Annotated in this window: 24 protein-coding genes and 1 pseudogene; 12 read left to right on the plus strand and 13 right to left on the minus strand. The window is 71.9% G+C overall.

Annotated features, from left to right (window positions below):
* Positions 1-4: 4 nt before the first annotated feature.
* Positions 5-967 carry a DUF6772 family protein gene (locus tag AB0K18_RS21485; protein WP_364916723.1) on the minus strand — a complete coding sequence of 321 codons (963 nt, stop codon included), beginning with the start codon at positions 965-967 and terminating at the stop codon, positions 5-7.
* 536 nt (positions 968-1,503) lie between these two features.
* On the opposite strand from AB0K18_RS21485, the gene nikB reads away from it, so the two are divergent.
* From nikB to AB0K18_RS21525, 8 genes are read left to right on the plus strand one after another with little or no spacing between them, the layout of a single operon-like run.
* Positions 1,504-2,427 (plus strand): nickel ABC transporter permease, encoded by a 924-nt coding sequence (gene nikB, locus AB0K18_RS21490; protein ID WP_345392793.1) that lies wholly within the window; start codon positions 1,504-1,506, stop codon positions 2,425-2,427.
* A gap of 2 nt (positions 2,428-2,429) precedes the next feature.
* A complete protein-coding gene (locus AB0K18_RS21495) occupies positions 2,430-3,347 on the plus strand; it encodes an ABC transporter permease (RefSeq protein WP_364916725.1) in 918 nt (305 codons plus the stop codon).
* Positions 3,347-4,351 carry an ABC transporter ATP-binding protein gene (locus AB0K18_RS21500; RefSeq protein ID WP_364916728.1) on the plus strand — a complete coding sequence of 335 codons (1,005 nt, stop codon included), beginning with the start codon at positions 3,347-3,349 and terminating at the stop codon, positions 4,349-4,351. Before AB0K18_RS21495 ends, AB0K18_RS21500 begins: the two co-directional genes overlap by 1 nt.
* A complete protein-coding gene (locus AB0K18_RS21505) occupies positions 4,335-5,348 on the plus strand; it encodes a dipeptide ABC transporter ATP-binding protein (RefSeq protein WP_364367947.1) in 1,014 nt (337 codons plus the stop codon). The genes AB0K18_RS21500 and AB0K18_RS21505 overlap by 17 nt, the downstream gene beginning before the upstream one ends.
* Positions 5,345-5,992 (plus strand): histidine phosphatase family protein, encoded by a 648-nt coding sequence (locus AB0K18_RS21510; RefSeq protein ID WP_364916732.1) that lies wholly within the window; start codon positions 5,345-5,347, stop codon positions 5,990-5,992. The genes AB0K18_RS21505 and AB0K18_RS21510 overlap by 4 nt, the downstream gene beginning before the upstream one ends.
* A 19-nt stretch (positions 5,993-6,011) precedes the next feature.
* Positions 6,012-6,821, plus strand: coding sequence for a hypothetical protein (locus AB0K18_RS21515; protein WP_364916735.1), 810 nt, complete (start codon positions 6,012-6,014; stop codon positions 6,819-6,821).
* Positions 6,822-6,831: 10 nt separating this feature from the next.
* A complete protein-coding gene (locus AB0K18_RS21520; RefSeq protein WP_364916737.1) occupies positions 6,832-8,343 on the plus strand; it encodes an ABC transporter substrate-binding protein in 1,512 nt (503 codons plus the stop codon).
* A 23-nt stretch (positions 8,344-8,366) separates the two neighbouring features.
* On the plus strand, positions 8,367-9,560 hold the full coding sequence (locus AB0K18_RS21525) for a phospholipase D-like domain-containing protein (RefSeq protein WP_364916739.1): 1,194 nt from the start codon (positions 8,367-8,369) through the stop codon (positions 9,558-9,560).
* Between the two features lie 55 nt (positions 9,561-9,615).
* Here the strand turns inward: AB0K18_RS21525 and AB0K18_RS21530 are convergent, their stop codons facing one another.
* The 3 genes from AB0K18_RS21530 to AB0K18_RS21540 all read right to left on the minus strand — a co-directional run bounded on the left by AB0K18_RS21530 (position 9,616) and on the right by AB0K18_RS21540 (position 12,115).
* Positions 9,616-11,052, minus strand: coding sequence for an NAD(P)/FAD-dependent oxidoreductase (locus AB0K18_RS21530; protein WP_364916742.1), 1,437 nt, complete (start codon positions 11,050-11,052; stop codon positions 9,616-9,618).
* A 1-nt stretch (position 11,053) separates the two neighbouring features.
* Positions 11,054-11,614, minus strand: a complete 561-nt coding sequence (locus AB0K18_RS21535; RefSeq protein ID WP_364916745.1) for a hypothetical protein — start codon at positions 11,612-11,614, stop codon at positions 11,054-11,056.
* A 72-nt stretch (positions 11,615-11,686) separates the two neighbouring features.
* Positions 11,687-12,115, minus strand: coding sequence for an organic hydroperoxide resistance protein (locus AB0K18_RS21540; protein WP_364916748.1), 429 nt, complete (start codon positions 12,113-12,115; stop codon positions 11,687-11,689).
* 239 nt (positions 12,116-12,354) lie between these two features.
* Between AB0K18_RS21540 and AB0K18_RS21545 the strand changes: the two genes are divergently transcribed.
* The 3 genes from AB0K18_RS21545 to AB0K18_RS21555 are packed head-to-tail and all read left to right on the plus strand — an operon-like array spanning position 12,355 to position 14,772.
* Entirely contained in the window at positions 12,355-13,668 is a 1,314-nt protein-coding gene (locus AB0K18_RS21545) for a molybdopterin-dependent oxidoreductase (RefSeq protein ID WP_364916750.1), read from the plus strand.
* Positions 13,665-14,117 (plus strand): hypothetical protein, encoded by a 453-nt coding sequence (locus AB0K18_RS21550; RefSeq protein WP_364916752.1) that lies wholly within the window; start codon positions 13,665-13,667, stop codon positions 14,115-14,117. Before AB0K18_RS21545 ends, AB0K18_RS21550 begins: the two co-directional genes overlap by 4 nt.
* A 43-nt stretch (positions 14,118-14,160) precedes the next feature.
* Positions 14,161-14,772, plus strand: a complete 612-nt coding sequence (locus tag AB0K18_RS21555) for an SAM-dependent methyltransferase (protein ID WP_364916755.1) — start codon at positions 14,161-14,163, stop codon at positions 14,770-14,772.
* Positions 14,773-14,821: 49 nt separating this feature from the next.
* Here the strand turns inward: AB0K18_RS21555 and AB0K18_RS21560 are convergent.
* From AB0K18_RS21560 to AB0K18_RS21595, 8 genes and pseudogenes are all read right to left on the minus strand, one after another.
* Positions 14,822-15,631: pseudogene (locus AB0K18_RS21560) on the minus strand (RNA-guided endonuclease TnpB family protein); the annotation flags it as partial.
* 95 nt (positions 15,632-15,726) lie between these two features.
* Positions 15,727-17,145, minus strand: a complete 1,419-nt coding sequence (locus AB0K18_RS21565) for a glycosyltransferase 87 family protein (protein WP_364916757.1) — start codon at positions 17,143-17,145, stop codon at positions 15,727-15,729.
* Between the two features lie 84 nt (positions 17,146-17,229).
* On the minus strand, positions 17,230-18,219 hold the full coding sequence (locus tag AB0K18_RS21570; RefSeq protein ID WP_364916760.1) for an NAD-dependent epimerase/dehydratase family protein: 990 nt from the start codon (positions 18,217-18,219) through the stop codon (positions 17,230-17,232).
* On the minus strand, positions 18,216-18,860 hold the full coding sequence (locus tag AB0K18_RS21575; RefSeq protein WP_364916762.1) for a TIGR04282 family arsenosugar biosynthesis glycosyltransferase: 645 nt from the start codon (positions 18,858-18,860) through the stop codon (positions 18,216-18,218). The genes AB0K18_RS21570 and AB0K18_RS21575 overlap by 4 nt, the downstream gene beginning before the upstream one ends.
* Positions 18,857-19,522 (minus strand): glycosyltransferase family 2 protein, encoded by a 666-nt coding sequence (locus tag AB0K18_RS21580; protein ID WP_364916765.1) that lies wholly within the window; start codon positions 19,520-19,522, stop codon positions 18,857-18,859. The genes AB0K18_RS21575 and AB0K18_RS21580 overlap by 4 nt, the downstream gene beginning before the upstream one ends.
* A 104-nt stretch (positions 19,523-19,626) precedes the next feature.
* Positions 19,627-19,749 carry a hypothetical protein gene (locus AB0K18_RS21585; RefSeq protein WP_364916767.1) on the minus strand — a complete coding sequence of 41 codons (123 nt, stop codon included), beginning with the start codon at positions 19,747-19,749 and terminating at the stop codon, positions 19,627-19,629.
* Positions 19,746-20,093, minus strand: a complete 348-nt coding sequence (locus AB0K18_RS21590) for an STAS domain-containing protein (protein ID WP_364916770.1) — start codon at positions 20,091-20,093, stop codon at positions 19,746-19,748. Before AB0K18_RS21590 ends, AB0K18_RS21585 begins: the two co-directional genes overlap by 4 nt.
* A 23-nt stretch (positions 20,094-20,116) precedes the next feature.
* Positions 20,117-21,181, minus strand: coding sequence for an AraC family transcriptional regulator (locus tag AB0K18_RS21595; protein WP_364916773.1), 1,065 nt, complete (start codon positions 21,179-21,181; stop codon positions 20,117-20,119).
* A gap of 112 nt (positions 21,182-21,293) precedes the next feature.
* Between AB0K18_RS21595 and AB0K18_RS21600 the strand changes: the two genes are divergently transcribed.
* On the plus strand, positions 21,294-22,772 hold the full coding sequence (locus AB0K18_RS21600) for a nitrilase-related carbon-nitrogen hydrolase (RefSeq protein ID WP_364916776.1): 1,479 nt from the start codon (positions 21,294-21,296) through the stop codon (positions 22,770-22,772).
* On the opposite strand, the gene AB0K18_RS21605 is transcribed toward AB0K18_RS21600, so the two are convergent.
* Positions 22,738-23,751, minus strand: a complete 1,014-nt coding sequence (locus AB0K18_RS21605; RefSeq protein ID WP_364916779.1) for an AraC family transcriptional regulator ligand-binding domain-containing protein — start codon at positions 23,749-23,751, stop codon at positions 22,738-22,740. The two genes, AB0K18_RS21600 and AB0K18_RS21605, sit on opposite strands and share 35 nt — an antisense overlap.
* Positions 23,752-23,834 lie beyond the last annotated feature (83 nt).

The following is a 23,834-nucleotide window of genomic DNA, read 5'->3' on the forward strand; positions in this document are numbered from 1 at the left end:
TACGTCACCAATCCGTGGAAATGAGGACCGAGTCAAGGAAGAGGAAGTTGCGGACCTTCGAGTGGGTCCGTACGGAGAAGTAGAAATTCAGGAGGCTCTCCAGAGAGTCGTACCGCTCCTTGTACGGCGGGACCGGGACGTGCGACATGTCCATGACCCGATCGTTGATCTGTAGCTCGACGTTACGCCGCGCCTCGGTGTCGATGACCCAGCGCAGGTAATGCCAGTTGACCTTCGTCGGCACCTCGTTGTAGCAGAGTTCCTGCGGTTCGCCGAACGGGTGCCAGTCATCGGGGTTAGGCGCGGTGAAGTCGGCCCCGTACTTCAGCTTGATCTTGCCTTCGAGGTGCTCGCGCGGCGTCGGCTCGGGGACGCTCGGATAGACCCATTGCCGGGCGAGCTTGTTGTCCAGCGACGTGTTCAGGTAGCGGGCCACCGTGTGATAGCGCAGGCCGCCGTCGCCGCACAGGTCGGTCGCGACGGTGAAGCAGCCGAACTGCGCCTCGGAAGGGTGCAGGTTGCCGTCCCAGGTGACGTCGCCGAACTCGTCGCTCGCGCTGCCGTCGATGGTCGCCTCGGCCTTGTAGGTGAAGTACGCCTCGAGCTGCAGCAGGCCGCGCCCGCTCATGGTGAGCCGGCGGATGGCGGTGGCGGTGTGGCCCTGGTAGGGCCGGGTGGCGAGCTTGAGCGCGTACGAACCGGTCATCGCGCCGTGGCTGCCGATGTCGAAGAACGTGCAGTTCGACAGCTGCGGGGGCCGGAAGTCCCGCATGTGGTCGTCGACCGTGGACAGGTCGCCGTTGCCGTTGTAGTTGCCCAGCAGCTCCGTCCAGCCGTGGGTGCCCGAATTGAAGTCGTCGTGCGCGAGAATGCGCCGAAGCGGGTTGAACTTCGACAGCCTCGGATCCGCCGACAAAATGGCGGAGCGAAGTTCTGCGGCCAGGTCGGGCCGCTCCATCGTGGTCATTGCCGAATGCTCCTGAAAAGGTCTTGGCAAAAGAAAGTAGCGAATGCCTACGCCTGACCGATCGACCGGAGTGAGTCATGCGGTCGCAGTCGGACGTTAACGTTAATGTTTCACGGCAGTCAACCCCGCCGCCTACCGTGCGGAGGGTGCGCCACCCCCTGGCGGCAGTCGTTACGAACCGTTACGATGCCACGTTCATGCAGGTCAAAACCCTAGAACCAGGTTCGGTGGAGCCGCATGAGAGGCAGGAGATGTCGGCGGGACCCTTGACGGTCAGGGCCGGTCACCCTAGCATCGGCGATCAATCGCATTAACGTTAATGTTCCCGGCGCGAAACCCGGCCGCCACACCGGTGACCGACGATCCGCCGCCTCCGCACCGCTCCCCCCCCACGACCGGACGGCCCCGCCGCCGGCCTCGCCCCTACTACAAAACCCCCGAAAGCCCCCGCCATGCGCCCACGGGCGTCGTGGCTCGATCAGGAGTTGCCTGTCGATGCTGAAACGGGATGCCGACCGACAGCGATCGGGCCGGCCATGACCGCGTACCTCATCCGGCGCACGCTCTTCGCCGTGTTCGTGTTGTGGGGCGCCGTGACCATCGTCTTCCTGGTACTGCGCCTGGTGCCCGGCGACCCGGCCCTGCTCATCCTCGGCTCCGACGCCACACCGGTCGAGATCGCGGAGCTGCGCGAGCAGATGGGCCTCAACCAGCCCATGCTCGTGCAGTACGGGATCTACCTGGCCGACGTGGCCCGCTTCGACTTCGGCGACTCCTACCGCTACCACGCCGACGCGATGGGGCTGGTGCTGGACAGGTTCCCGCTCACCCTGCAGCTGGCCGTCGTGGCGATGGTGATCGGCATGGTGCTGGGCATCGCGCTCGGCGTCGTCGGCGCGCTGCGGGTGAACCGGCTGGCCGACCGCATCGTGTCGGTGTTCGCGCTGCTCGCCCAGTCGATGCCGTCGTTCTGGATCGGCATCATGTTCATCCTGGTCTTCGCCCGGCAGCTGCACATCTTCGCGAGCGGCGGTCACGGCGGGCTGGACAAGCTGATCATGCCGGGCATCACGCTGGCGCTGCCGCTGATCGCGATCCAGATCAGGCTGACCCGCAGCGGCCTGCTCGACGTCGTGCACGAGAACTACATCCAGACCGCGCGGGCCAAGGGCCTGTCGGAGCGGGTGGTCATCTTCCTGCACGCCATCCGCAACGCGATCATCCCGATCGTGACGGTGGCCGGCCTGGAGTTCGGCAAGCTGCTCGGCGGCGCGGTCATCGTCGAGACGGTGTTCTCCTGGCCCGGCGTCGGGCGGCTGCTCATCGACTCCATCTCGGCCCGCGACTACAACGTCGTGCAGGCCTCGATCCTGCTGATCGCCGGCGGGTTCGTCCTGATCAACCTGGTCGTGGACGTCCTGTACGGCTACCTCGACCCGCGTATCCGGCTGGGACGGTGACCATGGACAGGCCAATGGACCAGGTGCTCGCCGACGACCCGATCGCGCCGGCGGACGCGCCCGCGCCCCGCCCCGGCAAGACCCGGGTGAAGCTCGGACGGCTGCGCATCATCGTCTCGCTGTCGGTGATCGGCTTCTACGTGCTCGCCGCCGTCGTGGGCCCGATCCTGCTCAAGTACGACTCGGTCGCGACGAACCTGAGCGCCCGGCTGAAACCGCCCGGCACCACGCTGCCGAACGGGCAGATCGCCCTCTTCGGCACCGACCAGGTCGGCCAGGACGTGCTCGCCCAGATGATGCAGGGCGCGCGGGTGTCGATCACCGTCGGCGTGGCCACGCTGGTGCTGGCCGGCGTCATCGGCGTCGCCGCCGGCATCGCGGCGGGCTATTTCGGCGGCTGGCTCGACATGGTGCTCATGCGCCTCGCCGACGTGCAGCTCACGTTCCCGTCGATCCTGCTCGCCATCCTCATCGCGGCGATCCTCGGGCCGAGCGTGGTGAACGTCGTCATCGTCCTGTCCATCTCGAACTGGGTGACGTTCGCCCGGGTGACCCGCAGCCAGGTGCTCGGGCTCAAGAACAGGGACTTCGTGGACGCCACCCGCACGCTCGGCGCGCGGACCTGGCACCTGCTGACCCGCAGCATCCTGCCGTCGATGATCGCGCCGATCCTGGTGGTCGCGACCGTCGAGCTCGGCCACGTGATCCTGGCCGAGGCGTCGCTGAGCTTCCTCGGCCTCGGCACCCCGGCCAGCACGCCGAGCTGGGGCATGACGATCGCCAACGGCCGGGACTACCTGTCCAACGCGTGGTGGATCTCCACGATCCCCGGCATCGCCCTGGCCGCGCTGGTCATCAGCTTCGGCGTGCTGGGCGACGCCCTGCGCGACCGGTTCGACCCGCGGCTGAGGAGCATGTGATGGCCGACCCCCTGCTGTCGGTGCAGGACCTGACCGTACGCTTCCGCACCAGGGCGGGCACGATCACCGCCGTCGACAAGGTGAGCTTCGACCTCGCCGAGGGCGAGACGCTGGCCATCCTGGGCGAGACGGGCAGCGGCAAGAGCGTCACCGCCCAGGCCCTGATGGGGCTGGTGCCGCGCCCCGCGGGCGAGGTCGCCGGCGGCCGGATCGTCTACGCGGGCCGGGACCTGCTGGCGCTGCCCCGCTCGGAGACCCGCAAGCTCAACGGCACCGACCTCGCCATGGTCTTCCAGGACCCGCTCAGCTCGCTCAACCCGGTCTTCCGGGTCGGCGCGCAGATCGGCGAGCTGTTCCGGCGCCGCCAGGGCCTGCCCAGGGCCGAGGCGCGGCGCAAGGCGATCGAGCTGATGGACCGGGTGGGCATCCCGGCGCCCGACCGCCGCGTGGACGACTTCCCGCACCAGTTCTCCGGCGGCATGCGGCAGCGGGTGATGATCGCGATGGCGATCGCGCTGAAGCCGCGCGTGCTCATCGCCGACGAGCCCACCACCGCCCTCGACGTCACGGTCCAGGCCCAGGTGATGGCGCTGCTCGCGGAGCTGAAGGCGGAGCACCGCATGGCGATGATCCTCATCAGCCACGACCTCGGCGTGGTGGCCGGCGTCGCGGACCGGGTGCAGCTCATGTACGCCGGCCGGGTGGTCGAGACCGGCGACCTGCGGGAGGTCTACGAGACGACCGGGCACCCGTACACGCGGGGTCTGATGGCCTCGATCCCCGAGCTGGACGGCCCGCGCGAGCGCCTGACGCCCATCAAGGGCTCGCCGCCCGACCTGACCCGGCTGCCGTCGGGCTGCGCGTTCCAGTCCCGGTGCGGCTTCGCCACCGATCTGTGCGGCGCCGAGCGGCCCGAGCTGGCGCCGGTGCCGGGCCGCCCCACCGCGCACCGCGCCGCCTGTCACCACGCGAAGGAGGTCGTCACCGATGTCGTCACCGGCTGAGCCGCTGCTGTCGGTCAAGGACCTGCACACCAGCTTCCCCGTCCGCTCCTCCCTGCTGCGCCGCAAGATCGGCGCGGTGCACGCCGTATCGGGCGTCTCGTTCGACCTGCCCAAGGGCCGTACGCTCGGGCTGGTCGGCGAGTCAGGCTCGGGCAAGACGACGCTGGCGCGCACGGTCATCGGCCTCGCGCCGCCGGAGTCGGGCCAGGTGCTGTTCGACGGCCAGGACCTGCTGACCCTCTCGGGGGACGAGCTGCGCCAGGTGCGCAGGCAGATCCAGATGATCTTCCAGGATCCGTACGCGTCGCTGAACCCCCGCCTCACGGTCGAGCAGATCATCAGCGAGGCCTGGCTGGTCAACCCCGGCGTGCTGCCCCGCGACAAGTGGGCGTCCGAGGCGCGCGAGCTGCTGGTCAGGGTCGGGCTGAACCCGGACCACGCCGACCGCTACCCCCACCAGTTCTCCGGCGGGCAGCGCCAGCGGGTCGGCATCGCGCGGGCGCTCGCGCTGCGGCCCCGGCTGGTGATCTGCGACGAGGCGGTCTCCGCGCTGGACGTCTCGGTGCAGGCGCAGGTGCTGAACCTGCTCGTCGACCTGCAGCAGGAGATGGGGCTCAGCTACCTGTTCATCGCCCACGACCTGTCGGTGGTGCGGCACATCAGTGACGAGGTGGCGGTGATGTACCTCGGCAAGGTGGTCGAGCGGGGGACGACGGAGGAGATCTTCGCCGCCCCCGAGCATCCGTACACGCAGGCGTTGCTGTCGGCCGTGCCGGTGACCAGGCCGTGGGCGGCGCCGCCTCGGGAGCAGATCATCCTCACCGGCGACATCCCGTCACCGGTGTCGCCGCCGTCCGGCTGCCGGTTCCGTACGCGGTGCTGGAAGGCTCAGGAGCGGTGCGCCACGGAGGAGCCCGCGCTCACCGACCGGCTGAGCGCGCACGTCTCCGCCTGCCACTTCCCCGAGCTGCCCGCGGCCTCGGCAGGTGCCCGATGACCGCCCCCGTACGCCTGGTGCTGGTCCGCCACGGCGAGTCGCACTGGAACGTCGAGGAGCGCTACCAGGGCCAGGCCGACTCCGGGCTCACCGGCACCGGGAGGGAGCAGGCCGAGGTGGCCGCCGCGGCGCTGCTCGCCCGCTTCCCGAAGCCCGACCTGGTCGTCTCCAGCGACCTGCCGAGGGCGTGGGACACCGCGCAGGCGTACCTGCGCCACCTCGACATGGAGGCCGAGAAGGACGCCCGGCTGCGCGAGGCCGACATCGGCGCCTGGGTCGGCCGCACGTTCACCGAGATCGCCGCCGAACACCCGGATGTCCTCGCCGAGGCCGCGCGCGGCGGCGACCCGCGCAGGGGCGGCGGCGAGACCTTCGCCGACCTGCGCCGGCGGGTGTGGGCCGCGCTCGTCGACGCCGCCGCCAAGGCGGGGCCCGGCGCGACCGTCATCGTGTTCTGCCACGGCGGGCCCATCAGGGTCGCCGCGGCCGCCGCACTGGGCCTGCCCGAGCCGGGCCACCTCAGCTTCGCCCCGCCGGTGAACACCTCGCTGACGGTCATCGGCTACGCGGGCGAGCGGGGCAACGCGGTGGCCGAGTACAACGCGCCGACCGCGTGGGCGGCGCACGCCACGCGTACCGACTGATCGGAAGGACCTTCCCAGCATGCTGACCGGATCGTTCACCTTCGTCGCGATGACCTACAACCTGTGGGGCGACGCGCACCTGGAGCAGCGAGAGCCGGCGATCCGCGACCTGTTCGCCACCCGGCCGCCGGACCTGCTCGCGACCCAGGAGCTGCGTCCCCGCTCGCGCGCGGTGGTGGACGAGATGCTGCCGGGTCACGCGCGGGTGCACGACGACTTCCCCGGCTGGGGCACGCAGAGCAACCTGTGGTGGCGCGAGGAGCTGTTCGAGCTCGTCGAGTACGGCACCCGCGACGTCGGCATCCTCGCCGAGCACGCCGAGCTGTTCTGGGTGCGGCTGCGGCCGAGGACCGGCGGCGCCGAGCCGCTGGTGTTCTCCACCGCGCACCTGACCTGGCCAGGCCACCCCCAGGAGCGGGCCGACGGCCGCAACCTGCGCGCCGGCCAGGCCGGGCGGGTCGTCGCGGCGCTCGACGAGATCGCCGGAGCCGCGGCCTGCCTGTTCACGGTGGACATCAACGACATCGGGGCGCCGCTGTGGGCGCTCGGCAACGGCGGTTTCCTCGACTCGTTCACCTCGCTCGGCCGCACCTCGCCGGTCACCCACCCCGTCTCGCCGATGCCGTGGATCGCCGAGCGCGGGACACGGCTCTCACCGCTGATGTCACCGTCGAAGGCCATCGACTGGATCTTCTCCCGTGGCCCCGTGGCCACCAGGGCCAGCGAGGTCGTCGACTTCTTCTCCGCCGGGAACGCGCCGTCGGACCACAAGCCCGTCGCGGCGACCTTCACCCTGTCGCCCGCCGCGGCTGTTGCCAGAACGAAATGAAGGAGAGGCAATGATCTCACGATCCCGGGCCATGGGCTGTCTCGTCGCAGCCGCCCTGGCGCTCGGCCTCGCGGCCTGCGGCGGCTCCGGCGGCACCGGTGACTCCGCCGGCGGCGAGCAGGTGCTGCGCTACGCGCCGCAGCTGTTCCCCGTCTCGCTGGACGTCCAGCAGTACCCGGCGGAGGAGGCGGTGCAGACCACGGTCCAGCAGAGCCTCGAGACGCTGACCGTCATGAAGGACGGCAAGCCTGAGCCGAAGCTCGCCACGTCGTGGGAGAGCCCCGACGACAAGACCTGGGTGTTCCACCTGCGCGAAGGGGTGACCTTCACCGACGGCACCCCGTTCACCGCCAAGGACGTCAAGGGCTCGGTCCAGCGGCTGATCGACCTCAAGGGCTCGCTGACCCCGCTGCTCACCGGCATCGAGGAGATCGAGGCCACCGACGACCACACGGTGACGTTCAAGACCTCGGCGCCGCTCGGCACCCTGCCCAGCACGCTGTCCCTGGTCTTCATCGGCCAGGGCGACAAGGTCACCAGCGACGCGTACTGGCAGAAGCCCATCGGCACCGGGCCGTTCGTGTTCGACTCCTTCAGCCCCGACGACAAGGTCGTGCTCACCCGCAACGACAAGTACTGGGGCGCCAAGGCCAAGGTGGACCGGCTGGAGATCCTCAACATGCCGGAGGTCTCGGCCAGGATCACCGCGCTGAACAACGACGAGGTGGACGTGCTGGCCGCGATCCCGCCGGACCAGGTGCCCGAGGTGCAGGACGTGCCCGGCATCGCGTACGGCAACGGCCCCAGCTACAACTACTACTTCCTGTGGTTCAACCAGAACAACAAGCCGTTCGACAACGTCAAGGTCCGTCAGGCCATGCTGCACGCGGTGGACGTGAAGAGCGTCGTCGGCGACCTGTTCGGCGACCTCGGCGCGGTCGGCCAGGCGCCGATCACGCAGGCGGTCTTCGGGGCGACGCAGCTGGAGCCGTACTCGTACGACCCTGAGCTGGCGAAGAAGCTGCTCGCCGAGGCCGGCTACCCGCAGGGCATCACCACCACCATCCAGTGGCCGCTGGAGGGCGGGCCGAACATCAGGCCCATGGCGCAGGCGTTCATCTCGGCCTGGGAGAAGGTCGGCATCAAGGTGCAGCCGCAGGAGAAGGAGCGGGCGACCTGGCTGAAGGATCTCAACTCCCTCAACTGGGACATGAACCTGCAGACCAACACCACCGGCACCGGCGACGCCGACTTCACCCTCAACCGCCTCTACAACTGCGACGCCAAGCGCATGGGCTACTGCAACAAGGACCTGGACAAGGTGCTCGGCAAGGCGCGCGAGTCGCTCGACCAGGAGGAGCGCAAGACCCTGTACGCCCAGGCCGCCAAGATCATCTGGGATGACGCGGTCGGCCTCTACCCGGTGGACCTGAAGAACAACTACGCCGTCCGCGACGACGTCAAGGGCCTGGAGATGCCGGCCAGCGGACGGCCGGACTTCTCGCAGGTATCCGTCGGCTGACCTCCCCCACCTTGGAGCCCCCCATGCCTCGTAAGCGTTCCCTCCTGATCGCCGGCCTCGCCGCCGCGGTGACCCTGTCGGTGCAGCCGACGGCCGCGCAGGCCGCGCTGCCCGAGCCGGCCCGCAGCGCGTGCCGCAACGCCGCGACCGTGCCGGTCGAGACCGGCGCCGCCTTCAACGACCCGGTCGCGGGCACCGCGACCGCGGTCGTGGAGCGCCTCTGCTCGCTCATCAAGCAGGCGCCCGCCGGATCGTCCATCGAGATCGCCGAGTTCGTCATCTCGGGCGACGCCGGCGCCGACTACGTGGCCGTGCTGCTCGACGCCTACCGCCGCGGCGTCGAGGTGCGCATGGTCATCGACGGCTACCAGATCGACAACCCGGCCGCACAGGAGCTGATCACCACGCTCGGCACCGACAAGTCGGCCACCTCGTGGGTGCACGTCTGCGGCCACCTGAGCCCGGAGGGCAACACCTCCTCCTGCCAGGGCACCAAGGGCATGCACAACAAGTTCTCGCTGTTCTCGGAGACCGGCGGCCGGCGTGACGTCGTCGTCCAGGCGTCCAACAACATCACCGACGTCAACTCCACCAGCTACTGGAACAACCTGGTCGTGCTGCCCGGCAACCGGGGGCTCTTCCAGGGCTACGGGAAGTACTTCGACGACCTGGCCGCCGAGGTGCAGAACCCGGACTACGACACCACGGTCGTCACCGGCGGGCCGACCGGCAAGGTCACCGCCCAGTTCTACCCGGTCGCCGACCGCGACCCGATCGCGCAGCGGCTCGCCAAGGTCGGCTGCAAGTCCAAGGGCCGCACCAGCGTCGAGATCGGCCAGTCCGAGTGGGACGGCACCCGCCTGGCCATCGTGGACGAGCTGGCGAAGCTGGTGGCGGCGGGCTGCGAGGTGCGGGTGGTGCACGGACTCGCCGACGCCGAGGTCACCGCCGCCCTGGACGCCGCCGGCGTGCAGCGGCGGGTGCTCGACGGCAAGACGCCCGCCGGCCGCATCCACTCCAAGTACATGGTCGTCACCGACTCGACCGGCCCCGGTTCCGGCCGAGGCTGGGTGATGACCGGCAGCCACAACTTCAACGCCACCTCGCTGCGGCGCAACGACGAGGCGATGGTCGAGCTGTCCGAGCGCGGCGTCGTCGCGGCGTACGCGGCCAACTTCGCCCGGCTGTGGGAGGCCGGGGTGACGCCGCAAGCCTGAGCGTGACCGCCGGCTCGTTCCGCCGCCCCCTCCCGGCGGGACGAGCCGCGCCCGGTCAGCGGCCGTAGGCTTCGAGCAGCCGCAGCCAGACCTCGCTGACCGTGGGGTACGACGGGATCGCGTGCCAGAGCCGGTCCAGCGGCACCTCGCCGACGATCGCGATGGTGGCGGCGTGCAGCAGCTCGGCGACGTCCGGCCCGACGAGCGTGAAGCCGACGATCACCTTGCGGTCCTCGTCGACGACCATGCGGGCCTGGCCCTTGAACCCCTCGGCGTGCAGCGCGGAGCCGGCGACGGCGCCGAGGTCGTAGTCGATGACGCGGGTCCTGATGCCGGCCGTCTCCGCGGCGGCCGCGGTGAGGCCCACGGAGGCGATCTCCGGCTCGGTGAAGATCACCTGAGGCACGGCGCGCTCGTCGGCGGTGGCGGCGTGCCGGCCCCAGCGGCCGTCCTCGACCCGCTCGCCCTTCGCCCTGGCCACGATGACGTCGCCGACCGCGCGGGCCTGGTACTTGCCCTGGTGGGTGAGCAGGACGCGGCGGTTGACGTCGCCTGCCGCGTAGAGCCAGCCGTCCCCGACCGGGGTGCCGTCGCCGCCGAGGACGCGCAGCGTGTCGTCCACGGTGAGCCAGGAGCCCGGGGTCAGGCCGACGGTGTCCAGCCCGATGTCCTGCGTGTTGGGGACGCGGCCGGTAGCGACGAGCACCTCGTCGGCCTCGACCTGCTCGCCGTCGGTGAGCGTGAGGTGCACCTTGCCGTCGCCGTCGCGCTTGACGGACGCGGTCTCCGCGCCGATCCGTACGGAGACGCCCGCCTCGCGCAGCGCCTCGGCCACCCGCGCACCGGCGAACGGCTCGGCGTGGGGCAGCACGCCGTCGCGGGCCAGCACCGTCACCGACGAGCCGAACGCGGCGAACGCGGTGGCCAGCTCCGACGCCACGACACCGGCGCCGATGATCGCGAGCCTGCCCGGCACGGCGCTCGCGGCGACGGCCTCGCGGCTCGTCCACGGGGACGACTCGCGCAGGCCCGGAACGTCGGGGACCAGCGCGCCGCTGCCGGTCGCGACGACGACGGCGTGCCGCGCGGTCAGCGTCGTCACGGTGCCGTCGCCGCGCACCTCGACGGTCTTCTCCCCGGTGATCCTGCCCTGCCCGCGATGGAGCGCGATGCCGGCCTGGTCGAGCCAGGCCACCTGGCCGTCGTCCTGCCAGTTCGAGGCGAAGGAGTCGCGGCGGCGCAGGACGGCGGCCACGTCGAGGTCGCCGGTCACCGCCTCGCGCGCCCCCGGCACCTGCCGGGCCGCCCTGAGCGCAGCCGCGCTGCGCAGCAGCGCCTTGGTCGGCATGCACGCCCAGTAGGAGCACTCGCCGCCGACCAGCTCGCGCTCGACGATGGCGGCGGTCAGCCCGCCCTGGACGACGCGGTCGGCGACGTTCTCCCCGACCGGGCCCGCGCCGATGACGACGACGTCGTACGTGGTGGTGTCCATGTCACTTTCCCTTCGCGGCGCGGCCGAGGCGCAGGGCGGAGATCAGGAAGAAGATGCCGCCGAGGACGGCGTAACCGGCGATGTTGGTGAGCATCGGGTTCGGCGCGGCGGCGCCCATGAAGAACGAGGCGCCGGCCAGGACGGAGATGCCGCCGCTCAGGATCATCGGCCACTGGCCGCCCATCCTGCGCCGGACGACGCCCACGACGAGCTGGACGATCCCGGAGACGATGGCCCAGGCACCCCACACGCGCAGGATTCCCGGGACGCCGGCGGTGCCGGCGACGCCCAGGCCGATGGCGGCCAGGGTGCTGATGGCGATGTTGACGTACAGGCCGTAGGGGGTGCCCGCGACCTTGGACGAACGGGCGTCCACGATGGCCGCGCCCACGTCGAACAGCGGGTAGATGACGACGAGGGCGATGCCGAGCGGGCCGAGCTGGGAGGCGGTGGCGAACACCAGGCCGGCCCAGACGAGCTGGAAGGCGAAGCGCACGAAGTAGAGCTTGCGCAGGGCCTGGGCGACGCTGCTGGTGGTGGCGGGCGTGTCGACGGTGGTCACGATGATCCTTTCAGGGGGTCGGATTCGAGAGGCGGCCGGGCCGGTGGGTCCGTCACGGCCCGGCCGCCGGCTTCATGCGACGGTCGCGTCCACGGTGACCGGGATGTTGCCGCGCGTGGCGTTGGAGTAAGGGCAGATCGCGTGGGCGGCCTCGACGAGCTGGTCGGCCACCTCCTGCTCGATGCCGGACAGCTCGGCGTGCAGGGCGGCGCTGAGCGTGAACCCGCCCTCCGGCGTCGGGTGCACCTGCACCTCGGCGATCACGGCGGAGTCGGTCACCGGGGTCTTCCGCTGCGCGGCGACGGCCTTGAGCGCCGAGTGGAAGCACGAGGCCCAGCCGGCCGCGAACAGCTGCTCCGGGTTGGTGGCGCCGCCGGGGCCGCCCATCTCCTTCGGGATGGCCAGGGTGACGTCGAGCAGGCCGTCACTGGTCCTGACCTGTCCTCCCGCCCTGCCGTCGCCGGTGGAGGTGGCGATGCCGGTGTAAAGGGTGTCGCTCATGATGTGCCCTCGGGTTTGGTATACCGAACGTTCTATCTCCCACATCATGCACCTGGAAGGGCGGAGGCGTCAATACCGAACGTTCTACCCTGGACTCGGAAGCTGCTGCGCGAGGGCGGCCAGGCCACCGGCCCGGGCAGTCTGGCGCAATGTTTACCGAGGTCAGGCATCGAGGACGGCGCTTTCGGTAAGGACACCTGGCAAACGCATGACGCCGTCCGGGGGAGCCAGTGCCTGACATGCCGCCTGAGAGGGAAGCGCCGGGACGGCTCGCGCGGTGGTGGCGGACGGGACCGCCCGGACCGTTCCGTCCGGGGTTCTGGCGCAGCCCGCTGCGCGGGCCGTGGCTCACGGCGGTGTTCGGGATGGTGCTGCTGGTCGGGCTGGCCGTCGTCGTGATCACCGGGCTGCTGTCGTACGCGGCGTACGAGCCGCGGCTGCCGGGCAACGACACCACCCCGGGCAAGGGGCTGCTGGGTTTCTACCTGTTCGAGTGGCCCACCGATCCCGCCTGGCTCTACCGGGTCACCCAGGGGGCGCACGTCATCCTCGGGCTGACGCTCGTGCCGGTGTTGCTGGCCAAGCTGTGGTCGGTGATCCCCAAGCTGTTCGACTGGCCGCCCGCGCGGTCGGTGTCGCAGGCGGTCGAGCGCGTCAGCCTGGTGCTGCTGGTCGGCGGGGCGGTCTTTCAGTTCGCCACCGGGATACTGAACATCCAGCTCTTCTACGTCTTCCCGTTCTCCTTCTATCCGGCCCACTTCTACGGGGCGTGGATCTTCCTGGCGGCGCTCGTCGTGCACGTCGCGGTGAAGCTGCCCACCGCCGTGCGCGCCCTGCGGTCCAGGGACTTCCGGCGCGAGCTGCGTACCGGCCTGGCCGACACCCGGCCTGAGCCGCCCGATCCCGACGGGCTGGTGGCGGCCTCCCCGGCCGAGCCGACGATCTCGCGGCGCGGGGTGCTGGCGTTCGTCGGTGGCGGGTCGCTGCTGATGTTCGGGCTGTCGGTGGGGCAGACGCTGGACGGGCCGCTGCGGCGTACGGCGTTGCTCGCGCCGCACGGCCGCTCCTACGGGCCGGGGCCGAACGACTTCCAGATCAACAAGACCGCCGCCAGCCTGGGTGTGACCGCCGCCGACACCGGTGACGCGTGGCGGCTGACCCTCGCGGGGTCTCGTCCCGTGGTCCTGACCAGGTCCGAGTTGCTGGCGATGCCGCTGCACACGTACGCGCTGCCGATCGCCTGCGTGGAGGGCTGGTCCACCGAGCAGGAGTGGACGGGCGTCCGGCTGGCCGACCTGGCCCGGCTGGCCGGCTTCGCGCCGGGGACGGCCGGGGTCACCGCCACGTCGGTGCAGCGGGTCGGCTACTTCGGCTCGGCGTCCTTCAGCCCCCGCCAGGTGGCCGACCCGCGCTCACTGCTCGCCCTGCGCGTCAACGGCGCCGACCTCTCGCTCGACCACGGCTTTCCCGCCCGGATCATGGTGCCTAACGCACCCGGCGTGCACACCACCAAGTGGGTGCACCGGCTCGACTTCCACCAGGAGCCCTCGTGACCGGCCCCGGTGGGTGGCGGCGGATCTACGGTGCCTCGCCGTGGCATCTCGCCGGGCTCGCCGCCTGCTTCGCGGTGGCGGGCTACGCGCTGACGCGGGTGGTGGGGGCGGGGATCCTCATGGGGTTCGCCGTGTGGTTCGTCGGCGCGATCATCCTGCACGACCTGGTCATGTGGCCGCTCTACACCGCCGCCGACGGTGCGCTGCGCGGGCGGAGGCGTCGCCCGTGGCTCAACCACGTGCGGGTGCCCGCCGCGCTGTCGCTGCTGCTGTTGCTGGTGTGGTTCCCGCTCATCCTGGGCAGGGCCGAGGCCGACTATCGGGCGGCGGCCGGGCTGAGCACCGCCCCCTACCTGCTGCGATGGCTGATCGTCACGCTGGTGCTCTTCGCCGGCTCCGGCCTGCTCTACGCGATGCGGCGGCGGACCGCGGGACGGCCGGATCGTTGAGCGGCCGCGCGACGAGCGCGAGCCACGAGGACGGCGCAGCGGCATGATCGGCGCCTTCTACGAGCACGGCCTGCGCGGCGGGTACGTCGAGGTCGAGTACGCCGACGGCCGCGTCACCCCGCTCGCCGCCGAGCGGTGGCTGCGTCCCATCGAGGGCGACGAGGGCGTGCTGGCCCGCTGCGGCGGCCCCACCTTGGACGTCGGCTCCGGCCCAGGCCGGCTGACCGTGGCGCTCACCAGGCGCGGGGTGTTCGCGCTCGGCATCGACGTGACGCCGCTGGCCGTCGAGCTGACTCTGCGGGCCGGCGGTCTCGCCCTGCAGCGCTGCGTCTTCGGCCCGCTCCCCGGCGCGGGCCGGTGGGCGGAGGCCCTGCTGACGGACGGCAACATCGGCATCGGCGGCGACCCGGCGGCGCTGCTGCGCCGGATGCGGCAGCTCGTCAGGCCGGGCGGGACGGTGCTGACCGAGGTCCGCCCGCCCGGCTCCAAGAGCTCTGTGGACCGGATCAGGCTGCGGTACGGCGGGCGGGCCGGCGAGTGGTTCACCTGGGCGACCGTCTCGGCCGACGACATCGGGCCGCTCGCCGGGCGCTGCGGGTTCCCGCACGTCGAGCAGTGGAGCGTGGCGCGGCGGTGGTTCGCCGCCCTCTCTTGACATCCTCCCCACGGCCGAAGCCGGGGATTCCGACCCTCACGGGTCGGGTTTCCTGCTTCACCGCCGGTCGCCCGCCGGGCCTGTGCCCTTGAGGTCTTACACCGGCTCCACAGGCGTTTCACCTCTCCGCCAGCCCGGCGGCGAGGATGTTGATCGCGGCGTTGACGTCCCGGTCATGCATCGTGCCGCAGGCGCAACCCCAATTCCGCACGTTCAGCGGCATCTTCTCCTGCAAGGTGCCGCACGCCGAGCACAGCTTCGAGGAGGGAAACCACCGGTCCACGACCAGCAACTCCCGCCCGTACCACCGGGCCTTGTACTCCAGCATGCCGCGCATCTGGCGCCATGAGGCGTCGCAGATGGCAGGGGCGAGCGAATGGTTCTTCACCAAGGTGCGAACGGTGAGGTCCTCGATCACGACCGTTTGGTTTTCACGGACGAGACGGGTGGTGAGCTTGTGCAGAAAATCGGTACGCCGGTCGGCGATGCGGGCATGGACACGGGCGACTTTCAGCCGGGCCTTGGCCCGGTTCGCACTGCCCTTGGCCTTGCGCGCCAGGGCACGCTGGGCTCTGGCCAGCCTGCGGCGGTCGGCGCGCTCATGCCGCGGGTTGACGATCTTCTCCCCGGTGGACAGGGCGACCAGGGACGTGATCCCGGCGTCCACGCCCACGCGGGCACCGACGGGAGCCGGCGCAGCAGTGATCTTCTCCTCCACCAGCAGGTAGGCGCGGGTGCGCTCCTCGAGTGCCTTGTTGTAGACGAGACGGACGCAGCCGAGCGTCCGGGCAAGGTCAGAGGCTTGCCCGGGAGTCGGGTAGAAGCGGTACTTGTAGGCCCGCTTCACGACCTGCGCCACGGTTCACTTCTATCATGCGATCAGTTGATTATCGAGATTATGTTCGAGACAGGGCGGCACCGTGCCGCGTTTCCTCCCCGGGGCTGAGGCCCGGGCTATCCACGCTCAAGGAGTTTTGATGACCGGCTCCTGCGAACGACGGCTCCCGTCACCACGGCGATCGCCGCCAGTGCGTACGCCACCGTGCCGACGTCCTGCTGGATGCCCAGGTAGGCCGCGGCCCCGGCGAGCGGGACGCCCAGCCACTCCCACCGGCCGTCGAGTGCGACCAGCGCCACGACCAGCAGGGCGTACCAGGGGTAGCCCGGCGTGACCGCCAGGAACGCCACCCCCGTCACCACCAGCGCCCCCTGCCACGGCCGGTCGGGGTCGGCGCGGCGGAGCACGAGCAGGGCCGTGACCGTGAGGACCGCGAGCGCCGCCGCCGGCGCCGCCGCGTCGGGCAGGAGCAGGCGCAGCAGCGCGTACCGGGTGCCGCCGCTGCTCGCGTAGCCCTCCTCGTCCAGGTAGCCGGACAGGTAGCCGAGGACGGAGCCGCCGGACGTGAGCGCGTACGGCAGGTAGGCGAGGGCGACGACGAGCGCGGCGGGGACGAGGATGGCCGCCGCGTCGCGTACCCGCCGCCGCAGCGGCACTCCCCCGGCGAGCAGCCCGGACAGCGCGCCCGGCACCGCCAGCGCGGGCACGAACTTGACCGCGATCGCCGCCCCGAGCAGCGCTCCCCTGCCGCGCGTGACGACCCCCAGGGCGAGCACGGTGAGCAGCACGCCGAGGACGTCCACGTGGGCGTTGTTGACCGCTTCGAGCGGCACGGCCGGGCACCACGCCCAGCACGCCGCCATCACAGGATCCCGCCCGCGCCTGCGCAGCGCGGCGAGCAGCGCCAGCGACGTCCCCGCTGCCAGCAGCGCGCCGCCTGCCTGGAGCGCTTCGTGGCGGCTCGCGTCGGGTGAGAGCAGGTGCACGACCAGGAAGTACGCCTCCGCCAGCGGCGGGTAGATGGTGTGGACGGCCGGACGGTTGATGCGGGTGCAGCCATCGGGGTCGTGGACCGGGTACCGGTAGGGGTGATGGCAGGCCGTACCCCTCGGGAACAGCCAGGGGTCGCGCAGCGGGGCGAGGGCGGGGTCGCCGGGCGCGTGCGCGTACGGGGAGATACCCGCCGCCTGCACCCGCCCGTCCCAGACGTACCGGTGGGAGTCGGTGCTGGTGGTGGGCGGCGCGAGCAACCCCGTCGCGGGTACGACGACGGCCCCCGCGACCAGCAGGAACACCGCCCACCGCCCCGGCACCTTGCGCACCGCCCACACGGCCGCCGCGAACAGCACCCAGGACACCGCATACCAGCGGATATGCCGCGAGAAGTCCCCCGTGAGCGAACCCGCCGTAACGGTCAGAACGAGCGCACCGACCAGCCCGAGCAGCAGCGCCCCCGCCCCCACGCCCCACCCCCACGGCACCCCGCCGGCGGCGCGCCGACGCGGCGCAGTGCCCCCGCCCCGGCGCCACAGCACGGCGCCGCGCGTCGCCCTCCCCCGCCGCCCCCTCCTCAGGACGGGCTCGTTCGGACGGCTCGCATACTCCTCCACGGTCGGGCCTCAGGCGAGGGGGGCGGTGGCGAACTCCTTCATGCCTTCCGTGAAGCCGGTGCGGGCCTGGAAGCCGAGGTCGGTGGCGGCGCGGCAGGGGCTGGCGACGATGTGGCGGACGTCGCCGAGCCGGTACTCGCCCGTGACGACCGGTGCGGGGCCGCCGCGCTCGGCCGCCAGGGCCTCGGCGAGGTCGCCCACCGTGTGCGGGACGCCGCTGGCCACGTTGTAGGCGGTCAGGGTGCCGGGGGTGCCGCCGCCGAGGGCGGCCACGTTGGCGTCGGCGACGTCGCGGACGTGGATGAAGTCGCGCGTCTGGCCGCCGTCCTCGAACACGCGCGGCGCCCGCCCGGCCTCCAGCGCCGACCGGAAGATCGCCGCCACCCCCGAGTACGGCGTGTCGCGCGGCATCCCAGGCCCGTACACGTTGTGGTAGCGCAGGGCCACCGCCGTGCCGCCGGTCTCGCGGGCCCAGTTCGCGGCCAGGTGCTCCTGGGCCAGCTTCGTGGTGGCGTACGCGTTGCGCGGGTCCACCGGCGCGTCCTCGTCGATCTCGGCCAGGACCAGCCGGTCCCCGCAGCGGGGGCAGCGCGGCTCGAACGACCCCCGCGCCAGGTCGTCGGCCGAGCGCGGGCCGGGGCGCACCCGGCCGTGCCGCGCGCAGTCGTACGCGCCCTCGCCGTAGACCACCATCGACGAGGCCAGCACCAGCCGCCGCACCCCGTGCCTGGCCATCGCGGCGAGCAGGACCGCGGTGCCGTACACGTTGACCGAGGCGTAGCCGGGCAGGTCGGCGACGTCCACGCCGAGCCCCACCTTGGCCGCCTGGTGCACGACCGCGCCGACGCCGGGCAGCAGCCGGTCGAGCCGTTCCGCGTCGCGTACGTCGTCGCCCGACCGCAGGTCGAGCCCGGTCACCCGGTGGCCCTGCGCCTCCAGCGCCGCCACCACGTGGCCGCCGATGAAGCCATCGGAACCGGTCACCAGCACCGTCGTCATCGTCGTGCTCCCATTCCGGCGAGCGCCGCCGCGTACCGGGAGCCCCGGGCCAGCGCCGCCACCTCGATCGCGTCGGCCATCGTGTCCACGTCGGTCAGGCACGGCATCAGGGCGACGCTCATCCCGGCCTCCCAGATCCTGCGTAGCTGGATCTCGCCCGTGGTGGGCACCGACATCGGCACGCCGACCAGCAGCCCCGGATCTGGCGCGCGCAGCCCGAGCAGCCAGAAGCCGCCGTCCACCGCCGGGCCGAACACCGCGTCGTACTTGTCGAGCAGGGCGAGGGCGTCGGCCAGCATGCCGGGGCCGACCTGCGGGGTGTCCATGCCGACGAGCACCATGGGGACCGGCCGCAGCCGGTGCGCGTCCTCGAAGGCCGCCGCCAGCCGCTCGTCCAGCCCGTCCCCACGCTGGGGAAGCACGGTGAACCCGGCGGGCAGCCACGGCCCCGGCGCCCCGTCGAGTGCGAGCACCCGCCCGGCGCCAGGGACGCGGGCCACCGTGCGCAGGGTGTCCTCCAGCGCGGCGCCGGCCAGCTCGGCCGCCTCCTCATGTGTGAGCGGCGGCACCAGCCGCGTCTTCACCCGCCCCGGCACCGGCTCCTTGGCGATCACGATGACCTGCCCGTCAGGCGGGGTCATGCGGCGGTGCGGTGGCGGGTCATGACGCGGCGCATGTCGCCGACCGCGCGGAGTGTGCCGCGTACCGTGCCGGTCACCTTCGAGCGGCCCCTGCGCGGCAGGTAGGCGACGTCGGTCTCGCCGATGCGCCAGCCCGCCGCGCCGGCGCGCAGCACCATCTCCAGCGGGTAGCCGAAGCGGCGGTCGATCAGCCCCAGGTCGAGGAGGGGTACGCGGCGGGCCGCGCGCATCGGGCCGAGGTCGCGCAGCGGCACCCCCGTACGCCGGCGCAGCACCGAGGCCAGCACCGCGTTGCCGATCCTGGCGTGCACCGGCCAGGAGGCGCCGGGCGCCAGAACGCGGCGGCCCAGCATCAGGTCGCGCTCCCCGGCCAGGACGGGCCCGGCGACCAGGGGCAGCTGGGCGGGGTCGAGCGAGGCGTCGGCGTCCATGAAGCACACGACGTCGGAGGCGGCGGCGGCCAGCCCCGCGTGACAGGCGGCGCCGAACCCGCGCCTGGGCTCGCTCACCACCGTCGCGCCCAGCTCGGCGGCGATCCGCGCGGACCCGTCGGTCGAGCCGTTGTCCACCACGATCGGATGGAAGTCATCCGGCATGCGCCCGAGCACCCACGAAAGGGCGGCCGCCTCGTCGAGGCAGGGCAGCACCACGTCGATCTTCATGCCGCCGACGCTAGGCCGACCGGCACTCGCACCCCACGACGGGACGTGGCGGTCTTCCCGAGAAATTACCTGCTATGAGGGCATTGCTGGGGCCGAGCGGACGGCTAGGACTCGTCCTCGGCCGGCTCGCCGAACGCGTACGACAGAGCGACCGCGAAGCACATCGCCATCGGGAGACCCAGCAGCAGGTTGTCCACAGCCAGCCCGAGTCGTATGACAGGTGTCATGTGGTGCCGTGCGCGTGCATGGCCGTCTCGGCGTCGGGGTGGATGTCGAAGGCCGGCCAGGCGCCGGAGATCCGCAGCACGCGCGCGGGCGCGTCCTGGACGGCCGCCAGGCGCAGCGCGCCGCCCCGCTCGCGTACGGCGGCGTCGAGGCGGAGCAGCAGGTAGAGCCCGCGGCTGTCGATGAAGGTGAGCCCGCCGAGGTCGAGGATCAGGTCCTGACCCGGGCGGTGGTGCTCGTGGACGAAGGACTCCAGACCGCGTTCGTTGGTGGAGTCGAGCTCGCCCCCAACCGTGATGAGCAGGCCGCCGGGCAGGTCACGGCGATCGTAGGTCAGGGGCGACATGGCGGTGCGGTTTTCCGTTGCAGCTAGGGCTCCGTGGTGCTCGTCGTTTCCTTACCGTCCACTGTCGTCCCGGTTCGGGGGACGGTCAGCACGTCAGGCGAAGCGCCGAGTGACCGGACGTCCACGGAACGAAGGCCGTGCAAGGTCTCGCTCGGCGTGCGGCCGTAGACGGCCCGGTAGGAGGCGGCGAAGCGGCCGGGGTGGAAGAACCCCCAGCGGGCGGCGACCGACGTGACCGTGAGGGTGGCGGGGTCGCCGGCGCGCAGCTCGTCATGGGCCCTGGCCATGCGGACCCGGCGCAGGTAGCCGAGCGGGGTGGTGTTCAGGTGCCGGCGGAAGGCGTATTGGAGCGCGCGTGGGCTGACGCGGGCGGCGGCCGCGATCTCGGCGATGCCGAGCGGCGCGTCGGCGTGCTCGTCGATGAAGGCGACCGCGCGGCGCAGGGTCTGGGTGTGGGCGTCGCGGCGGTCGGCGGCGACCTCGTCACCGGGCAGCGCGGCGTTGCTGGGCAGGGTGGCGAGCACGGTGGCGGCGAGCAGCTGCCCGGCGCCGGCGGCCACGAGCGGCTCCGCGGCCAGGCCGGGGTCCGACAGTACGTCGTCGCGTACGTACGTCAGCGTCCTGTACAGGTGGCGCGCGGCGGCGGCGGAGACGGGCCGGTGGCCGAACACCTGGACCGGCTCCGGCGGCCGGCCCGGCAGGACGCCCGCCACCTGCTGTAGCAGGTCGGTGTCGAACATGATGATGGTGAAGCCGGCCCGGCTGATGAGCCCGTTGTAGGGCCGGTCGGGCGGGGTGATCAGCACCGCGTCACCCGGCCGGAACACGTCCTCCTCCTCGCCCTCGACCCGCTGGTCGATGCGGCCCGACTCGACCACGCACAGGCACACCTTGCCGAGCGGATCGACGGCGTAACTCATGTGGAAGTCGAACTCCACGTGATCGACGCTCACCGCCCCCGCCACGCGGCGCGAGACGCGGGTGTGCGGGCGGTCGACGTCGGAGCCGATGCTCATGCTGGCGTACGCCCTGCTGAGGAACTCCTCGGCCTGGCCGAGATCACGGCTCTCGAAGGTCAACGGCTCCATCGGTCGCTCCGCTCGTCAGCCCCTTAACGAGATGGTACGGCGCGCCTCGGTCACGGATCACGCGTGTTCCTGTCACAGACCGGCACCGGGCCGCGCACTTAGCGTCGCCGGCATGGTGAAGAGACTCGACCGGCGGTGGCTGTGGCTGGCCGCCGGAGCGTTGTTGTGGTTGTTGTCCGTGCACGGGCGGTTCGACGTCCCCGTGGCGGCCTGGCTGTCGCCGGTCTTCCTGCTGCGGTTCGTCAGGACGGGTCCCGCGCTCACCGGGCTGCTCGCGGTGTGGGCGGCGTCGGTGGTGTCGGGGGTGTTCTGGCTGGTGGAGACGGCGGTGCCGGTGACGCCGCTGGTCGTCGTGGGCATCATCGCGCTGGGCACGCTGACCGTGGTGCCGTACGTCGTGGACCGGCTCGTCACCCCGCGCGCCGGCCTGCTGACCGGCCTGCTGGCGTTTCCCGCGGCGTCGGCGGCGTGCGCGTTCCTGATGACGGTGCTCAGCCCGTTCGGGACGGCGTTCGGGGTGCCGGCCGCCACCCAGCACGGCAACCTGGCACTGCTGCAGGTGGTGGCGGTGACCGGGCCTTATGGGATCGGGTTCCTCATCGGCTGGTTCGCGACCGTGGTCAACCACGTGTGGGCGCGCGGGGCGGCGATACGGGTCGTGGGCTCGTACGCGGCCGTGCTGCTCGCGCTGCTGCTGGCGGGCGGGGCGCGGCTGGCGTTCGCCCCGGTCGGCGAGGCGAGCGTGCGGGTGGCCGGGATCAGCCCCGACACCTCGGTGACCCGCGAGCTGCGCGGCGTGATCGGTGACGACTTCACCGCGCGCAGCGTGGTGGAGCAGGACCGGCAGGCGGTGCGCGCGGCGTTCGCGAAGGCCAACGACAACCTGCTGACCAGGACGCGGGAGGCGGCCCAGGCGGGCGCGCGGATCGTGATCTGGTCGGAGCAGGCGGCCAACCTGCTGGAGGGGGACGAGGAGGCGTTCCTGGGGCGGGTCGCGGCGGTGGCCAGGGAGCAGCGGATCTATCTCCAGGCCGCCGTGTACCACTTCCTGCAGGCCGAACCGTACGCGGCCAACCGCACCTACCTGTTCGGCCCCGACGGCGCCCGCTTGTGGCGGTACGACAAGTCGCACCCCATCCCCGGGCTGGAGTCGTACCCGGCGGGGCCTGGTGTGGTGCCGGTGGTGGACACCCCGTACGGGCGGCTCGCCACCGTGACCTGCTTCGACGCGGACTTCCCCGAGCTGATGCGGGTGGACGCGGACATCATGATCGTCCCCGCCCGCGACTGGGCGGAGATCGGTCCCGTGCACAGCCAGAAGGCGAACCTGCGCTCGATCGAGAACGGCTACGCGATGATCAGGCAGGCGGAGTTCGGCGTGTCGGGCGCCTTCGACGCGCGCGGCAGGAGTCTGGCCATGCACGACCACGGCGGCTCCGAGCGGCACGTGGTCTTCTCCGACGTGCCCACGGGCGGCGGCGGCGCGACGCCCTACCGGCTGATCGGGGACGTGTTCGCCTGGGCGTGCCTGGCCGGCGTGACCGTCATGATCGGGCTCACGGCCCGGAAGCGGCGAGTCCGGACGCAGTGAGTCCGGAAGCGGTGGGTTCGGACGCAGTGAGTCCGGAAGCGGTGAGCGTGGCGCGGTACTCGCCCGGCGGGCGGCCCGTCCAGCGCGCGAACGCCCGGCGGAACGCGCTGGGCTCGGAGAAGCCGAGCCGCCGCGAGATCTCCTCGACCGACGCGCCGCCGAGCCTCAGGTCCGCGACGGCGAGGTCGCGCAGCACCTCCTCCTTGATGCGCTGGAACGAGGTGCCCTCTTGCCGGAGCAGCCGCCGCAGGTGCTGAGGGCTGATCGACAGCCGGGCGGCCACGTCGGCGGCCTGGGTGCGGCCGGCCGCCTGCGCACGTTCGATGATCGTGCGTACGCGGTCGGCGGTCGTCGTACCGTAATCGCGGTGGTGGATGAGGTCGGCGGGTGACCTGCAGAGATACGCCAGCAGGTCGCCCTCCTCGCGGACGACGGGAGCGCTCAGCTCGCGGGCGTCGAACTCGATGGCCGCCACCGGCGCGTCGAAGGCGGCCACGACGCCGAAGACGGACACGTACTCGGCGCTGTGGCCGGGCTCGGGAAAGGGCAGTTCCAGAGCCGTCAGCGGCACCCGCCGCGCCGCCAGCCAAGCCGCGAACCGATGCACGAGAGCGAGCATCAGCTCGGCGGCGAGCGGCCTGACGACGGCTCCCGGTTCGGCGGCGATCTCGATGCGGCACGTCCCGCCGCCGACGACGAGCCGGCTCCGCGAGAACCCGGTGGTGAGCGCCGCGAACTGGACAAACCGGTCGAGCGCCGTCCTCAGGTCAGGAGCATGGATCAGGCCGAGAAAGATCATCCGGAACGTGCCAGGAGGCACCGGACGCGGTCCGAGGGCCAGCAGCTCGTCATTCGTGCGCTGCCAGAGCTCCCGCACCAGCTCGATCGCCTCGTCACACGCGACGCGGGTGGCCCCGGGCCGCCACAGCGAAGGCAGATCCGCATCCGCAGCGGCCACCGCCTCCCGCACGAACTGCACGGCGACCCCACGATCCGACGCCCCGCCATCCACCGCACGGACGGGCCGAACGCCGTCCCCGTGCTCCGACGCCCCGCCATCCA

The organism is Nonomuraea sp. NPDC049421, assembly GCF_040677005.1.
Taxonomy (GTDB): Bacteria; Actinomycetota; Actinomycetes; order Streptosporangiales; family Streptosporangiaceae; genus Nonomuraea; species Nonomuraea salmonea.

What these genes read in the sequence shown, in the direction of transcription:
- AB0K18_RS21590 (WP_364916770.1), bottom strand. Translation starts at nt 20,093, where the DNA reads ATGTCGCCCCTGACCTACGATCGCCGTGACCTGCCCGGCGGCCTGCTC.
- AB0K18_RS21520 (WP_364916737.1), top strand. Translation starts at nt 6,832, where the DNA reads ATGATCTCACGATCCCGGGCCATGGGCTGTCTCGTCGCAGCCGCCCTG.
- AB0K18_RS21595 (WP_364916773.1), bottom strand. Translation starts at nt 21,181, where the DNA reads ATGGAGCCGTTGACCTTCGAGAGCCGTGATCTCGGCCAGGCCGAGGAG.
- AB0K18_RS21530 (WP_364916742.1), bottom strand. Translation starts at nt 11,052, where the DNA reads ATGGACACCACCACGTACGACGTCGTCGTCATCGGCGCGGGCCCGGTC.
- AB0K18_RS21515 (WP_364916735.1), top strand. Translation starts at nt 6,012, where the DNA reads ATGCTGACCGGATCGTTCACCTTCGTCGCGATGACCTACAACCTGTGG.
- AB0K18_RS21495 (WP_364916725.1), top strand. Translation starts at nt 2,430, where the DNA reads ATGGACAGGCCAATGGACCAGGTGCTCGCCGACGACCCGATCGCGCCG.
- AB0K18_RS21585 (WP_364916767.1), bottom strand. Translation starts at nt 19,749, where the DNA reads ATGACACCTGTCATACGACTCGGGCTGGCTGTGGACAACCTGCTGCTG.
- AB0K18_RS21555 (WP_364916755.1), top strand. Translation starts at nt 14,161, where the DNA reads ATGATCGGCGCCTTCTACGAGCACGGCCTGCGCGGCGGGTACGTCGAG.
- nikB (WP_345392793.1), top strand. Translation starts at nt 1,504, where the DNA reads ATGACCGCGTACCTCATCCGGCGCACGCTCTTCGCCGTGTTCGTGTTG.
- AB0K18_RS21545 (WP_364916750.1), top strand. Translation starts at nt 12,355, where the DNA reads ATGCCGCCTGAGAGGGAAGCGCCGGGACGGCTCGCGCGGTGGTGGCGG.
- AB0K18_RS21485 (WP_364916723.1), bottom strand. Translation starts at nt 967, where the DNA reads ATGACCACGATGGAGCGGCCCGACCTGGCCGCAGAACTTCGCTCCGCC.
- AB0K18_RS21575 (WP_364916762.1), bottom strand. Translation starts at nt 18,860, where the DNA reads ATGACCCCGCCTGACGGGCAGGTCATCGTGATCGCCAAGGAGCCGGTG.
- AB0K18_RS21580 (WP_364916765.1), bottom strand. Translation starts at nt 19,522, where the DNA reads ATGAAGATCGACGTGGTGCTGCCCTGCCTCGACGAGGCGGCCGCCCTT.
- AB0K18_RS21570 (WP_364916760.1), bottom strand. Translation starts at nt 18,219, where the DNA reads ATGACGACGGTGCTGGTGACCGGTTCCGATGGCTTCATCGGCGGCCAC.
- AB0K18_RS21510 (WP_364916732.1), top strand. Translation starts at nt 5,345, where the DNA reads ATGACCGCCCCCGTACGCCTGGTGCTGGTCCGCCACGGCGAGTCGCAC.
- AB0K18_RS21525 (WP_364916739.1), top strand. Translation starts at nt 8,367, where the DNA reads ATGCCTCGTAAGCGTTCCCTCCTGATCGCCGGCCTCGCCGCCGCGGTG.
- AB0K18_RS21540 (WP_364916748.1), bottom strand. Translation starts at nt 12,115, where the DNA reads ATGAGCGACACCCTTTACACCGGCATCGCCACCTCCACCGGCGACGGC.
- AB0K18_RS21500 (WP_364916728.1), top strand. Translation starts at nt 3,347, where the DNA reads ATGGCCGACCCCCTGCTGTCGGTGCAGGACCTGACCGTACGCTTCCGC.
- AB0K18_RS21600 (WP_364916776.1), top strand. Translation starts at nt 21,294, where the DNA reads ATGGTGAAGAGACTCGACCGGCGGTGGCTGTGGCTGGCCGCCGGAGCG.
- AB0K18_RS21505 (WP_364367947.1), top strand. Translation starts at nt 4,335, where the DNA reads ATGTCGTCACCGGCTGAGCCGCTGCTGTCGGTCAAGGACCTGCACACC.